This window comes from Pandoraea cepalis, from assembly GCF_902459625.1.
Classification (GTDB): Bacteria; Pseudomonadota; Gammaproteobacteria; order Burkholderiales; family Burkholderiaceae; genus Pandoraea; species Pandoraea cepalis.
The window spans coordinates 18,195-32,631 of sequence record NZ_CABPRY010000021.1 but is presented as its reverse complement, the minus strand read 5'-3'; the positions used below and the strand labels follow the sequence as shown (position 1 = coordinate 32,631).

The window sequence follows — 14,437 nt, the reverse complement described above, 5'->3', positions numbered from 1 at the left end:
TCGCCGTCGTTGCGAGAGACGGAATATTAGTGAAAACCCCGTACCCTGGCAAGCCCTTTGTGAAAATAATTTGAAAAAGGTCGGGGCCGGGCAAAAAAGATAGCGATTCGAGCGGGCCGAGATCCACGGCGCAGGTCACAGGGAGGGCACAGATCCACGATGGTCCGGCATCCCACTGAGACGCGACCATCGAAATCACCTATCCTTGCCGGAACCTTGCCCATAGGGAAAGGCGACGCAGCGATCCGGGTCTCTTCCCTTCCTATACTTATATATAGAGCGTTCGAGATGGTCCATTCGCGCATCCTTCCGTCGCGCTCTCTCGATGTCCTGCGGCGCCTGGCCACGCTTCTCCCGCTCGCGCTCATCGTCGCCGCCTGCAGTTCGGTGCGTCCACCTCCCGAGCCGTCTCATTGGACGAGCCACACCTCGGCCGCTACGCCCGGCACGCTCGCCAGTACCCTGGCCACGGCCGTCCGCGCCCATTCGGGCCAGTCCGGCTTCCAACTCCTCTCCACCGGCTCCGACGCATTCACCACCCGCCTCGCACTGGTTCAGGCCGCACAGCACAGTCTGGACGTTCAGTACTACAGCGCCGGCGAGGACGTCACCGGCCGCCTCCTGCTCCAAGCGCTGCTCGACGCCGCCAACCGCGGCGTACGCGTACGCATGCTGGTCGACGACATCAACCGTCGCCATACCGACCCAGCGTTTGCGGCGCTCGATCAACATCCCAACATCGAGATCCGCGTCTTCAACCCGTTCGGCACCCGCGACACCACGCTTATCGAACGGGCGGGCAATCTGCTCACCCGGTTCGACCAGCTCAACCGCCGCATGCACAACAAGGCGCTGATCGCCGACAATCAGCTGGCCATCGTGGGCGGCCGCAATCTGGGCGATGAGTATTTCGACGCCAATCCCGAATTGTCCTTCCGCGACTTCGATCTGCTCTGTGCCGGCCCGATCGTCGACGCCGTCTCCCGTAGCTTCGACCACTTCTGGACGAGCCAACAGTCTTATCCGCTCAAGCAGGTTCAGTCGAAGATCGACGAAGCGACGCTCGACGCCACACGCGACGCGTTGGCACGCCACTGGCGCGACACCGACCGAACGCCCGCGGGACATCTGGCGCTTCACCCGCCCCCGCTCGCCGAGCGTCTGCACAACAGCAAGCTCCCACTTTTCTGGGCCCCTGCCGAGCTTGCCGCCGACGGCCCCGACAAACTCGACACCCCCGCCGCCGTGACCCAGAGCGCACCCGGCCACAAGCTGCGCCAGTTGGCGGCGAATGCCCAGCGAGAGGTCCTGATCATTTCCCCGTACTTCGTGCCGCTGGACGGCGGTGTCCGGTTTCTGTCAACGCTCACGCAGCGCGGCGTCAAAGTGCGCGTGCTGACGAACTCTCTCGCGGCGACCGACGTCGTGGCAGTCCACGCCGGCTATGCACGCTATCGCCCGGCGTTGCTGCAAGCCGGCGTCGCGCTATACGAGTTCAAGCCGATCCGCACGAATGACGGAGCCCGCTCGCTGCGGCGCGTCTCGTTCGGCAGCACGTCGCGTGCCAGCCTGCACGGCAAGGTCTATGTCATCGACCGGCGCGACGTCGTCCTCGGTTCGTTCAATCTGGACCCACGTTCGGTGCGTCTGAATACGGAATTGGCGATCGTGATCCATAGCCCGGACTTTGCCGAGCGCATGGCGCGGATTTTCGACCGGGCGACGTCGCCCCATGCCAGTTTTCGCGTCGAGTTGGCGCCCGCCAACCCCGCCATGCCACCGCCGATCACCCCGCCAACCTTGCCGGCGCTGCGCTGGGTAGGCGAGGAGAATGGTCAACCGCGAACCTTCGACGTCGACCCCTATGCTTCGTTCTGGCGCAATGCGGTGGCAGGCGCCTTCACGTTGCTGCCGAGCGACGACCTGCTCTGAAACTGTGCCGCGCTCGCGAATACCTGAACCATGGCGACGCCTGTACGCGCACCGATCTGACACTGACTCTCCGTGAAACGCGCCCTTCGGCGGCACCTTCACCTTCAGCCACACCTTCGCCCTCACCCTCCCCCATCGTCACCCACACCCTCGCCCACACCCTCGCATTCGCTCCCGCCCCATCTTCGTCGTCGCTGCCCCCTCCCCATCGCCCAAGACCCGCCGCCGGCTCGGCGCATGCCCGTCGTCCGCCCGGACGGAAAGCCGGCATGCGCAAGCCGCCTGCCGAGCGCGCTACGCCAAACCCGCCTCGCGTCGCAAACGCACGGCCGAACGGGTGGCGTCACGAACGACCTCCCCAACATCGAACGTAAGGAACCGGCCGCCTTGCCGCAAAATGCGGCCGTCCACGATCACCGTATCGACGTTTTGCGGCTGAGCCGAATACACCAGTGAATTGAACGGGTCGAATACGGGGGCAATATCCAGGTCATCCATGCGAACCAGCACGATGTCGGCGCGTTTGCCCGGGGACAGTGACCCGGTGCGATCGGCAAGATTGAGCGTGCGCGCACCCTCGATGGTCGCAAGTTCCACCAACCGGCGCGGCGTGAGTTTGACGTTCGTGTCGCTTCTCGACTTATGTGCCCACAGCAGGGCCCGCATTTCGTTGAAGAAGTTGGCATTGGCCGATGCCGCCGAAGAATCGGTCGAAATCCCCATTTGCGCGTGAAGCGCTTCCATTTCCGCAAATTGGGTATATCCGCTTCTCACCGTGGAGTACTGCAGCTCGATGGCGGGCGCGATACTGATGCGCACATTCGATGCCACGAGCGTCTGGCGCTCCGCCGCCGTGAACCCTTGCGGATGCACCAGCAGCAGGTCCGAATTCAGCCATTGATGCCTGGCCATCACGTCGATAATGCCGTGCGTCAGATTTCCGTAATGCAGTGTGTAAGGAAGCTGCATCGCCTGCGCATGCGCCATCGACGTGCTGAGATCATCGAATACGCTGGCGCGCATCGAACCGTCTTTTTCCGTCACCGGCGCGACGACAACGCCCAATGTCAGCCGCGGACGCTTCGGCAATATCGTCTGCCGGACTCGCTCGACATCCTGCCAGTCCATAGGCTGCGACGACGGCTCGCCGAAGCGCCCGTACGAGAATCGGGCGCGAACGCCCAGATCCTCCAGCGCCTGTAGATCCGCCCGCGCATGCGCTGGCGAGCGCACGTTGTGACAAAAGTCGTGCACGGTGGTAATGCCGGACATCAGGTTCTGCGCCAACCCGAAGCGCACCGAGTGATAGATGTCCTCCGGCGTCATGACGGCACCGGCACGGGCTTTGCTCGGGAAATAGCCGAAGGTCGGATCGTCGCCTCGCAGGGAGCCGCGCAACAGGCTCGTCCACATGTGCTGATGCGTGTCCACGAACCCCGGCATGACAATCGTACGGCTCGCGTCGATGATCCGCACGTTCGGCAGATCGATGCGCGCGGCCACGGCGACGATGGCACCGCCCTTCACGTGCACGTCCCCCACGGGGAATTCGCCGAGTGCCGGGTCCATCGTCAGCACGTACCCGCCGCGCAAGATGAACTCGTCTCGCTCTGGCTGGGCACGCTGGGCAGGCTGCGAAGGCCGTTCCGCCGCGTGCGACGCCGCCGACACCGGCGCCAGCAGCGCGGGAACCATCATGCTGCCGGCCACGGCACCGCAGGCTTTGAGAAGATTGCGCCGGTTTCGCTGCATCTCGTTGTTCATATCAGACCTCCTTGGGGGCGACGACGCGTCAAAAGGTGTGCTGGATGCTGACGGTACTCACGAACTGGTGATCGCCGCTCGCAGGGCCGGCCGACGCGTTGACCTGCGCCATCGCACCGTTGCCTGAGGCGATTTGCAGCGCGGCGTCGACGTACACGGTCGTACGCTTCGACAGCCGGTAGCCGACAAGGGACGTGAGTTGATTGGCGCGGTTGTCGTTCAGTTGGGCGTTGCCGCGCATGTGCGTATACGTCGCGCTCGCGTACCACGCGGCGGTGAAGTCGTAACCAACACTCACGTCGAAGGCGTTGATCTGCGCCCCGGTCGCCGTGTTTCGGGAGAGCGTGGCAAGTGCCGAGATCAACACCTTGCCGAACCCATAGCGAACCCCGAGACCGATGTTGCGGATGCCATCGTTGCCGTTGTTCGTTTGCGGCGACTTGACCATCGTGTACGCCGCACCGATGCCAGCATTCGCGTAGTCGTAATTGATACCGAAACTGGTGGCGGAGGATCGGCCGAAACTTCCGGGCACGCCGCCGAAGCCATACATCGCGCCGAACGTCAGGCCCGAGAAATCGGCGCTTTTGAATTTGACGGTATTGGCGATCGCCTCGCCATTCACGCGATCGAAGTCGAACGATCCTTGCGCGGAATACGACACGCCGAACTTCGCGAACGGCCCCTGATGGGCGGCGTAGGATCCCTCGAAGAAGCTCCCTGGGTAGCGGTTCAACGTCAGGCTGTCGAACATGAAGTCGCGTTGATTCCCGACGGTCAACGTGCCGTATCGATTCGCCAGTCCGACATAAGATTCGCGGGAAAACAGACTGCCCGGACCGCCGAACACGTTGCCATTGACAATGCTGAACAGCGAGCCGAGATAAAACACTGCACGATCGCCGCCGCCGAGGTCTTCATCGCCGCGAAAGATCAGGGCGTTCGGCCGCAGAACGCCAGGGTTCGCCGTGACGGCAGCGCCCCCGCCAACGTTGCTTGTGTAGCCGACGCCAGCGCCCAGCAGTCCGCTGATCTCGACATGGCTCTGCGCCTGTGCCGGGTTGGCGAGCGCGCCGCCCAGCAGGCCGGCGGCGATGAACGAACGTACCCAAATGCCGTGATGATTCACGTTGTCTCCCTTGATTTGAACTGGATGCGTAGCAAGGACAGGTTTCGCGCGGCCCGTTGCCCGATAGGGCCAGCCCGCTTCGCATCCGCCGTCTCCCCCGAGTTGTGTTCGGGATGCGTGAATGCGATTATTTTTTATGCTTATATAATTGAAACTTAAAATGATTAGACGGAAGGGCATGGCCTCGACCGCCTGCACCCGACACCGCATCGGGCGTCTGGCAGGCCAGTGTAGGTTCAGGTAATGGCCGGGAAGGTGAATTCTTGGAATCAGCCATCAACCATTGGTTGACGCGCGGCTGACACCGTCGGGGGCGCCGATGACGGGCCAATGGCGCGAGACTCATGGGTGCGCTACGTACAGAGCGGGCCCTTCGCCTCGTTGCGGGTAACGCGTTGCTGGAGATCGAAAATGAATGTCAGAACCGGTCAGGCGCCCCCGTCGCGCCTCAAGCTCAAGTACCTCCAGGCCGTGGCGGTGCTCGATGAAACGCACAGCTTGACGAAGGCCGCCGACCGCCTGAATCTCACGCGCGCGGCGCTCTCCAAGACATTGGCTGCGCTGGAGGACCTACTGGGGGTGAAGCTCTACGAGCGCACCGCATCGGGCATGGTGCCGACGACGTTCGGCCGGACGCTGGCCCGCCACGCCCGAATGATCCTTGGCAATCTCCGCTCGGCTGAGGACGAACTCCGAGATCTGATGAACGAGCACCGCGAGAGCCTGGTCGTCGGCGCCCTGTTCATCGCCATGCCTCAACTTCTGCCTCAGGCGATCGCATTGATGGCCGAGTCCCATCCGCGTTGCGTCATTACCGTGCGCGAGAGTGGTTCGTTCGGGCTGGCCGCAGGGCTTCACGATGGCAGCTTCGATCTGATCGTAGGACGTCTGGTGCCCGAGTATTTTCGCAGCGCGGTCGAACTTGAACCGCTGTTCCACGAGGATCTGCTCGTCATCTGCCGTCGCGAGCATCCGCTGGCAACCGTGCCGGCGCTTGATTGGCGCGACGTTGCCGGCTATCCGTGGCTGCTCCCGCCCAAGGAATCCCCGATCAGCCACGCGATCCAATCGCAATTTCTCGCTGACGGCGTAGCGGGGCCCGGCATGATCGTCGAGGCGTTTTCCGTCTCCCTCGCGCTCGGGATGCTGCAGACCTGCGACGCGATTACCGTGCTGCCGAGCCGCCTGGCGCATGCACTGCGCGACAAGGGCGACGTTACGATTCTGCCGTTGCGCCCGCCACCGCTGCCCGCGCCGATGGGCGTGGCATGGCGCCGCGGCGATCCCCTGTCGCCGCTCGCCGCGGCGTTTGTCGAAGCGTTGAAGCGGTGCGCCTCGGCATCCCCACGCTGAGACATCGCTTCTACCTTTCCGGCGTCACCGCACGGCACCCCCCAGTCGCTCACGCGCGCCCGCCCCCCTTCGGCGCGCGGCGATTCCCAACTTCGCTGGCGCTCCATACCCTGCAACAAACAATCTCCGTCATCTCATGGAAAACATTTATTGACCGACCGGCCGGTCGGTTTATAATGCATCCCATATCCCCACATGCCGCGGAGACCTTCCTCTATGTATACGCAAGCCATCGATCTGGCCGGCAACAGCCCCAAGGGTGTGCGCGCCCTGAGCGAGGCGGAGCAGCAGCAACAAGCCCGCTTCGACGCCCGCGTCGCCGCCGATCAAAAGATCGAGCCGCAGGACTACATGCCCGCCGAGTACCGCAAGACGCTCGTGCGCCAGATCTCGCAGCACGCACACTCGGAAGTCGTCGGCATGCTGCCGGAAGGCAACTGGATCTCGCGCGCGCCCAGCCTCAAGCGCAAGGCCATCCTGCTCGCCAAGGTGCAGGACGAAGCCGGCCACGGCCTCTATCTGTATTCCGCCGCCGAAACGCTCGGCACGTCGCGCGACCAGATGATCGACGCGCTGCACTCGGGCAAGGCCAAGTACTCCAGCATCTTCAATTACCCGACGCTCACCTGGGCCGATGTCGGCGTGATCGGCTGGCTCGTCGACGGCGCCGCCATCATGAACCAGGTACCGCTGTGCCGCTGCTCGTACGGCCCGTACGCGCGCGCCATGATCCGCGTTTGCAAGGAAGAGTCGTTCCACCAGCGTCAAGGCTTCGACGCCCTGCTCTCGATGATGAGCGGCACGCAAGCCCAACGCGACATGGTTCAGGAAGCCGTGAACCGCTGGTGGTGGCCGGTGCTGATGATGTTCGGCCCGAGCGACAAGGACTCGATCCACAGCACGCAAACCATGCAGTGGGGCATCAAGCGCATTTCGAACGACGATCTGCGTCAGAAATTCGTCGACGCCGCCGTCGAACAGGCCAAGGTGCTCGGCGTGAGCTTTCCCGATCCGGATCTGAAGTGGAACGAGGCCCGCAAGGCACACGACTACGGCGAGATCGACTGGAGCGAATTCTGGCGCGTGGTCGGCGGCGACGGCCCGTGCAACAAGGAACGTGTCGGCACGCGCGTGGCCGCCCACGAAAAAGGCGCCTGGGTGCGCGACGCCGCCCTGGCGCACGCCGCCAAGCAACGCCAGCGCGCCGAGAAGCAAGCCGCCTGAGCCGCAAGCGCCCAGTCACAGGCAGCCCCTTACAAGACATCAGGAACGATCATGACGCAAGCAAGCAGCAAGGAATGGCCCCTCTGGGAAGTGTTCGTGCGCAGCAAGATGGGCCTCGAACACAAGCACTGCGGCAGCCTGCACGCCGCCGACGCCGAGATGGCGCTGCATATGGCGCGCGACGTCTACACGCGCCGCCAGGAAGGGGTGAGCCTCTGGGTCGTGCCGTCCGCCGCCATCACGGCGTCGGCCCCCGAAGACAAGGCCGAGCTGTTCGATCCGGCCGCCGACAAGATCTACCGCCATCCGACCTTCTACCAGTTGCCGGAAGAAGTGAACCACATGTAAGCGGCAGCGCGCCTCGTTGATCGGCGCGCCCCATGCGAGACCCCAGAACATGAAACCGACGCAGGAACATTTGTCCTATCTGCTGCGCCTCGCCGACAACGCGCTGATCCTCGGTCAGCGCAATGCGGAATGGTGCGGTCACGGCCCCGTGCTGGAAGAAGACATCGCGCTCACCAACCTGAGCCTCGATCTCATCGGTCAGGCACGCATGCTGTATCAGCATGCCGCCAAGATCGACACCGCGCTCACCGGCATCGCGAAACAGGAAGACGACTACGCCTTCTGGCGCGACGAATTCGCGTTCCGCAACTGGACGCTCGTGGAACTGCCCCACTACGGTCCGACCGCCGGCACGACGGCCGCAGAGCGCGACTATGCCGTGACCATCGTGCGCAACTTCCTCTACTCGGCGCTGATGGTCGATGTGTGGCAAGCCCTCACAGCGTCAACGGATGACGATCTCGCCGCCATCGCCGCCAAGTCGGTCAAGGAAGCGCACTACCACCTGCACCACGCGCGCGACTGGCTGGCGCGCTTCGGCGACGGCACCGAGGAATCGCACCGCCGCGCGCAGGCCGCGCTCGACTACCTGATGCCGTACATGAACGAGATCTTCAAGCCGGACGCACTGGAAGACGCCGTGGCCGCCGCCGGCACCGGCGTCGCGATGGCCAGCCTGAAGGACGCATGGCAAGCCACGGTGAGCGACGCGCTGCAAGAGGCAACGCTCGACGCACCGGTCGGCGGCGCGTTCGAGAGCACGGGCAAATTCGGTCATCACTCCGAGCACATGAGCTATCTGCTCGGCGAGATGCAGGGGCTGGCTCGCCAGCATCCCGGCGCGACCTGGTAAGCCACGGCTCGCCGCGCACGTCATGCCTACGATGAATTCGCTCGCCGCTTCCTTCGTCGCTCACTTCGCCGATACGACCATGAATCTGCCGCTCACTCCCCCCGTTGCGCCCGACGTGCTCACGCCGGCCTCGGAGGCGTCGCTGCCGCTCGCATGGCAGACGCTCGAAGCGGTGCCCGATCCGGAGATTCCGGTCGTGTCGATTCGTGAGCTCGGCATCCTGCGCGACGTGCGCGTTGTCACAAACGCCAGCGGTAGCGCGGCATTCGAGATCGTGATTACGCCGACGTACTCGGGTTGCCCGGCGATGCAACAGATCGCCGAGGACATCGACGCTGCCATGACGCGCGCGGGCCTCGGTCCGTGGCACGTCACGACGGTGCTCGCCCCCGCCTGGACGACGGACTGGATCAGCCCCGAGGCGCGCGAAAAGCTGCGCGGCTACGGCATTGCGCCGCCCACGGGCACGCACGCCGTGGCCGCCGACGCGCCCCGCAAGATCACGTTCTACGGCCGCCCGAAAGACGGCGTGACGTGCCCGCATTGCGGCTCGTCCGACACCGAAGTGGTATCCGCATTCGGTTCGACGGCCTGCAAAGCGCATTACCGTTGCCGTACGTGCCGCGAGCCGTTCGACTATTTCAAGCCTTATTGATAGACCCGATTGATCCGGCTTCGCGCGTAGCGATGCCGACACTTTGCCCGGCGGCAATCGCACCCGAGCATCAAGGAAGCCCACGATGACGACCCCGCAATTCCATTCGCTGACCATCCGCGAAATCCGGCCCGAGACCGCCGACGCCATCTCCATCGCCTTCACGGTGCCGGACGCGTTGCGCGACGCCTATCGCTTCACGCAGGGGCAGTTCCTCACGCTCAAGACCGAGATCGACGGCGAAGAAGCGCGTCGCTCCTACTCGATCTGCGTCGGGGTGCCCGACTACGACGCCACGGGCGAATTGCGCGTGGGCATCAAGCGCGTGCCGGGCGGCAAGTTCTCGAACTTCGCGAACGATCAGCTGAAGCCGGGGCAACAGATCGATGTGATGACGCCGGATGGCCGTTTCTTCACGCGTCTGTCGGCCGATCACACGAAGCACTATGTCGGCTTCGCCGGCGGCTCGGGCATCACACCGATGCTCGCGCTCATCAAGACGACGCTGGCCGCCGAGCCGCACAGCCAGTTCACCCTGGTCTACGGTAACCGCGCGGTGCCCGCCATCATGTTCGCCGAAGCGCTCGAAGACCTGAAGAACACCTATCTGGGCCGCTTGCGTCTGTATCACGTACTCTCGGACGAAGCCCAGGAGGTGGAACTGTTCAACGGCCTGCTCAACCAGGACAAGTGCACGGCTTTCCTTGAGACGCTCATTCCGGCATCGAGTATCGACGAAGCGTTCATCTGTGGCCCCGGCCCGATGATGGACGCCGCCGAAGCCGCGCTCCATGCCGCCGGTGTGGCCAAGGAGAAGATCCATGTCGAACGGTTCGGCGTGCCGACGCCGCAGGTCGCTGCGAAGCCGGTCGTCATCACTGACGATACGCCGATGGCGGAGCTGGTCGTCGTCATGGACGGCAAGGAGCGCCGCCTGCGTCAGCCGTATGAGGGCCAGAGCATCCTGGATACCGGTCTTGCCGCCGGTCTGTCGCTGCCGTACGCCTGCAAAGGCGGCGTGTGCTGCACGTGCCGCGCCAAGGTGCTCGAGGGCGAAGTGACGATGGACAAAAACTACACGCTGGAAGACTACGAAGTCGAGCAAGGTTTCGTGTTGACGTGCCAGGCACGGCCCCTCACGGAACGCGTTGTGGTGAGCTACGACGAGCGCTGAATCTGCGTTGAGCATTCGACTCGCCAGTGCCGCGCCGGCGGGGCCGGCGAATCGAACGTCTGTTTGCCAAGTTGTGCGAACATTGCGTCAACACGGCGGGAACAGGCGTGAAATCCCGCCAATGCCCCGATTATTTCGGGCATTACGGGAGCGTCAACCCGAGGTTGCGGGAATACCGTAAACTAGCGGGCATGAATACCATCCATGTCGTCTGTGGCGATATCGCCGCGCAGCAGTTGCGCGCGGCGATGGCGCAAGCGCTTCGCGCCGATCCCGTGCTTGTCCTGCGTGACGATCTGGCCATTGGTCCGCTGCGCGAGATCGACGAGAACGAGCGGCAGCGGGCGGCATTCTGGCAACGCGTGCTGCCGTCTGCCGGGCGCGACTACGCGGGAGAATTGCGCGAGGAACTGGCGTCGCTGCAACGCTTGGTCGAGGGCGACAGTGCGGTGGTCTGCTGGCATGGGGACAGTGCGTCGGACCAGCTCACGCTGCGACGCGTGGCCTTCATGTTGCGCAATACGCCCGCACGCCTGAACGAGATCGTGTTGCGTGGCAGCGATCTGGCGACGCCCGGAACGCCGCACGACGCCACGCGACGCACGAGCGTTGGCATGTACGCGCCAGAGGTGCTGGCCGAGCGATTTGCACGTATCGCTCCGATCTCGCTGCTGCGCATTGGCCGTCTGTCGTTGGAATGGCGCGCGCTCAAGCAGGCGAACACGCAGGTCCGACGCTGGGTGAACAACACGTTCGAAGGCGCGACGTTCGCCGAAATCGATGACCAGATTCTCGGTCTGGCGCCCGTCGCGTGGACACCCATGGCTGCCTTTCTCGGCGAAGCGATGCCACGCTTCGAAGGCTTTTTTGCGACCGACAGTTTTCTGCTGTGGCGCTGCCGCGAACTCGGCGCGGCAGGCCGGCTCGCGTTGCGCGGCGACACCACGGCGCCGGCCGCGTGCGATCTACGACTGGAGTAACCCCCGTTTATGGCACGTACCAAAGCGCCCGATCACGAATCGCAGCGCGAACAAATTCTCGACGTCGCCGCCGAAGCGTTCGCTCATGCGAGCTATCCGAGCGCGTCGATGTCCGAACTGGCCGCCGCGTGCGGCACGTCGAAGGCCCGGTTGTATCACTATTACGCGAGCAAGGACGCCATCCTGTTCGATCTGCTCGAGCGCTATACCAAGCGCTTGATGCTGATCGTCACCGAGGTCGAGGCGCTCGGCCAACGCCGCGGGCTGTCAGAGCGCGATACGTTCCATGAACTGATCCGCGCCTTTCTCGATGAGTACGAGACGTCGCAGACCCGTCATATTGCACTGCTCAACGACGTGAAGTTTCTCAACGACGAGCAACGCGAGATCGTGCTCAATCGTCAGCGTGACGTGGTCGCCGCGTTTGCGCGTCAACTCTCGCGAGCGTTCCCTGACCGGGTGACCAAGCACAATCAGACCGCGCTCACGATGATGCTGTTCGGCATGATCAACTGGACCTTCACATGGCTCAAGCCCGGCGGTCGCATGCGGTATCGCGATTTCGCCAACGAGGTGATCGCCGTGCTCGAACACGGGCTCGTCACCCCGCTGCCGGGCGGGATCGAACCCGCCATCCCTGCAGCAGTGGTGCCGTCGCGTAGTTAGCGAGCATTCACTCACTTGAAAAACAAAGGGCGATATATCGCCCTTTTTTGTTGCCTCGCAGCAACTCGCTGCCGAACGTCATTGGGGCTGACATCGAGAAATGGCGCGGTTCTTCAGAGACTTAGACTCTTCCCTCCAGACGTTCCCGCCACAAACTAGGGTTTTCACCTAGCCAATCAGGTATAATTCTTTTGCGTCGCACAATCCAGTGCACGCACTAAAGAATACCCAAGGATTGCGCCATGACTGCCCCGAACCCCACGCCCGACGTCGCACGCGCGACGGTTGCCGCCAACGAGCGGTCGAGCGTGCTGATTCGCGAGCTGACCTCCGGCGACATCCATCGACTCCAGCGCCACTTCCTGGCGCTCGGCGAAGAAGACCGCCTGCTGCGTTTCGGCCAGATCGTCACCGATGACGTGATCACGCGTTACGTCGCCAGCCTCGACTTCTCGCGCGACAGTGTTTTTGGCGTGTACGACGACAATCTCGCCCTCGTGGCGGTCGCTCACGTTGCCCATCTGCCGGAAGGCAAGAACGGGCGTGTCGCAGAATTCGGGGTCTCGGTGCTCGAATCGGCCCGTGGCCGCGGTATTGGCTCGCGTCTGTTCGAACGCGCCACGATCCACTGCCGCAACCAGCGCGTCGACACGCTTTACATGCACTGTCTCTCGCGCAACGCCCGCATGATGCGCATCGCGAAGAAGGCCGGCATGGAAATCAACTACGCTTACGGCGAGGCCGACGGCTATTTGAGCCTGCCCCCCGCCGACACGCAGTCGATGGTCTCGGAAATGATGCAGGAGCAGGTCGCCACCTTCGATTACGCGGTCAAGCGTCAGCTTCGCACCGCTCGCCGCCTGTTCGGCGCACTCCTGCCGAACCAGCGCGCCGCGTGAGCCGCACATCCACGCCTCCCCGAAAAAACGAAACCCGGTCAGTTGGCCGGGTTTTTTGTTTGCGTCAGAATAGCGACCACCGAGACCACCGCCGATTTACGGAAGCGGCAGCGCTGTCGTCTCCTTGAGCTGATCGAGGACGAAACTCGTTTTGACGTCGACCACGCTCGGATGCACTAGCAACTGCGCCTGCATGAAGCGCGAGAAGTGTGCCATGTCGCGCACGTGCACGCGCAGCAGGTAGTCCATGTCGCCAGCCATCGCATAGCAGCCGACGACCTCCGTCCAGGTATCGACCACGGCGCGGAAATGTTCGATGACCGAGCCCCCCTGCCCATCGCCAGGATGGCGCTTGTCGAGCCGCACATTGACGTAGGCCAGCAGACCGAGGCCGATGCGCGTGGGCTCCAACAAGGCGACATAGCCGCGAATGACGCCCGCTTCCTCCAGGCGACGGATGCGTCGCAAGCATGGGCTCGGCGAGAGTCTCACCTGCTCTGCGATTTCGAGATTGGACAGCCGGCCATTGCTTTGAAGCAAGGCGAGAATGCGGCGATCGATCTTGTCCAGTTCGAGTTTTGGCACATTATTCCCCGTTATTGCTAATAGTTCGCAATATTATTGCGCTTAATGCCAATCTCAAGGAATCCATCTCCCTGATTCGATGATTACGGGAGATTACAGCAAAGGCGCTCGGGACAAAAAAAGCGCCACCGGGTGTGGTGGCGCCTTAGGGTATCGGGGCGCATCGCCGGTGGGCGACGCCTGTGGGATATCGGGTCGCCTCAGCGACGCTGGAATTCTCGCGGATCGATCGTGCGCTGGTCGAGCGGGCCTTCGTAACGCTGCGGCGATTGCGTGGAGCGCGGCGGCGTGATCGGGGCCACCGGGGAAACCGGGGAAACGATCGGAATGGGTTCGGCCGTCGTGTCGCGCGCCATTTCGTCGGCGCGAGCGACGCTCACTTCCAAGGTCAGAAACGAAGCGGAAACCAACAGGAATTTGGCGATGTTTCGTTGATTCACAGTGACTCCTTCTTACGTATTGCGGCATTGCAACGCGCACTGACTGTGCGCAAAGTACGTACCCAACGTGTCGGGTAAAGCGTTAGTAACCATTCTGCCCGCGCCGTTCCCTCCCGCCGCTAACCGTTACACGTTGTTACCCACGCGCGTCAGAAGAGGCTGACAAGCGTACGGTTGTCGACATCATCGCGACACAATCGCGCCACTTCGAGGTGAAATCCGAAAGCCGCCCGTCGTCGCGATACCGCATCGGTGGACACGACGCGGCGCGACACAGCCAACCCATCGACGAGGGTATACGACAGCTATCTGACGTTTACGTAAACGTCACAATGATCGTTATACTTCGCTGGATCGGTCACCGATGAGACGTCACCGTCCCCGTCAGGCAATGCCATGACACCGGTGCTACCATGAGTTCGACCGGTGAGCGCA

14 protein-coding genes are annotated in these 14,437 nt (G+C 63.3%); 10 read left to right on the top strand and 4 right to left on the bottom strand.

Annotated elements, in window-relative coordinates:
* Positions 1 to 288: 288 nt before the first annotated feature.
* Positions 289 to 1,932: a phospholipase D family protein gene (locus tag PCE31107_RS22905; RefSeq protein WP_150610757.1), complete on the top strand. Its 1,644-nt coding sequence runs from the start codon at positions 289 to 291 to the stop codon at positions 1,930 to 1,932.
* A gap of 294 nt (positions 1,933 to 2,226) precedes the next feature.
* Here PCE31107_RS22905 and PCE31107_RS22900 read toward each other — a convergent pair whose 3' ends face one another.
* Both PCE31107_RS22900 and PCE31107_RS22895 read right to left on the bottom strand, forming a co-directional pair.
* A complete protein-coding gene (locus tag PCE31107_RS22900) occupies positions 2,227 to 3,696 on the bottom strand; it encodes an amidohydrolase family protein (protein ID WP_246181947.1) in 1,470 nt (489 codons plus the stop codon).
* A gap of 28 nt (positions 3,697 to 3,724) precedes the next feature.
* Entirely contained in the window at positions 3,725 to 4,825 is a 1,101-nt protein-coding gene (locus tag PCE31107_RS22895; protein ID WP_130027448.1) for a porin, read from the bottom strand.
* 411 nt (positions 4,826 to 5,236) lie between these two features.
* On the opposite strand from PCE31107_RS22895, the gene PCE31107_RS22890 reads away from it, so the two are divergent.
* The 9 genes from PCE31107_RS22890 to PCE31107_RS22850 all read left to right on the top strand — a co-directional run bounded on the left by PCE31107_RS22890 (position 5,237) and on the right by PCE31107_RS22850 (position 12,977).
* Positions 5,237 to 6,178: a LysR family transcriptional regulator gene (locus PCE31107_RS22890; protein WP_165385385.1), complete on the top strand. Its 942-nt coding sequence runs from the start codon at positions 5,237 to 5,239 to the stop codon at positions 6,176 to 6,178.
* Between the two features lie 216 nt (positions 6,179 to 6,394).
* Complete coding sequence (gene paaA, locus PCE31107_RS22885) at positions 6,395 to 7,402, top strand: 1,2-phenylacetyl-CoA epoxidase subunit PaaA (RefSeq protein WP_130027458.1); 1,008 nt, start codon at positions 6,395 to 6,397, stop codon at positions 7,400 to 7,402.
* Positions 7,403 to 7,453: 51 nt separating this feature from the next.
* Positions 7,454 to 7,750, top strand: a complete 297-nt coding sequence (paaB, locus tag PCE31107_RS22880) for a 1,2-phenylacetyl-CoA epoxidase subunit PaaB (RefSeq protein ID WP_017234991.1) — start codon at positions 7,454 to 7,456, stop codon at positions 7,748 to 7,750.
* Between the two features lie 49 nt (positions 7,751 to 7,799).
* Complete coding sequence (gene paaC, locus PCE31107_RS22875; protein WP_150610756.1) at positions 7,800 to 8,603, top strand: 1,2-phenylacetyl-CoA epoxidase subunit PaaC; 804 nt, start codon at positions 7,800 to 7,802, stop codon at positions 8,601 to 8,603.
* 79 nt (positions 8,604 to 8,682) lie between these two features.
* Positions 8,683 to 9,258 (top strand): 1,2-phenylacetyl-CoA epoxidase subunit PaaD, encoded by a 576-nt coding sequence (paaD, locus tag PCE31107_RS22870; protein WP_026132152.1) that lies wholly within the window; start codon positions 8,683 to 8,685, stop codon positions 9,256 to 9,258.
* A gap of 85 nt (positions 9,259 to 9,343) precedes the next feature.
* Positions 9,344 to 10,432, top strand: a complete 1,089-nt coding sequence (gene paaE, locus PCE31107_RS22865) for a 1,2-phenylacetyl-CoA epoxidase subunit PaaE (protein ID WP_130027461.1) — start codon at positions 9,344 to 9,346, stop codon at positions 10,430 to 10,432.
* Between the two features lie 191 nt (positions 10,433 to 10,623).
* Positions 10,624 to 11,412 (top strand): DUF1835 domain-containing protein, encoded by a 789-nt coding sequence (locus PCE31107_RS22860; RefSeq protein WP_130027462.1) that lies wholly within the window; start codon positions 10,624 to 10,626, stop codon positions 11,410 to 11,412.
* A gap of 9 nt (positions 11,413 to 11,421) precedes the next feature.
* Positions 11,422 to 12,078: a TetR/AcrR family transcriptional regulator gene (locus PCE31107_RS22855; protein WP_130027463.1), complete on the top strand. Its 657-nt coding sequence runs from the start codon at positions 11,422 to 11,424 to the stop codon at positions 12,076 to 12,078.
* Positions 12,079 to 12,320: 242 nt separating this feature from the next.
* Entirely contained in the window at positions 12,321 to 12,977 is a 657-nt protein-coding gene (locus PCE31107_RS22850; protein WP_150610754.1) for a GNAT family N-acetyltransferase, read from the top strand.
* Positions 12,978 to 13,073: 96 nt separating this feature from the next.
* Here PCE31107_RS22850 and PCE31107_RS22845 read toward each other — a convergent pair whose 3' ends face one another.
* Complete coding sequence (locus PCE31107_RS22845; protein ID WP_017234984.1) at positions 13,074 to 13,562, bottom strand: Lrp/AsnC family transcriptional regulator; 489 nt, start codon at positions 13,560 to 13,562, stop codon at positions 13,074 to 13,076.
* 200 nt (positions 13,563 to 13,762) lie between these two features.
* Positions 13,763 to 14,002 carry a hypothetical protein gene (locus PCE31107_RS22840; RefSeq protein WP_130027464.1) on the bottom strand — a complete coding sequence of 80 codons (240 nt, stop codon included), beginning with the start codon at positions 14,000 to 14,002 and terminating at the stop codon, positions 13,763 to 13,765.
* Positions 14,003 to 14,437: the final 435 nt, after the last annotated feature.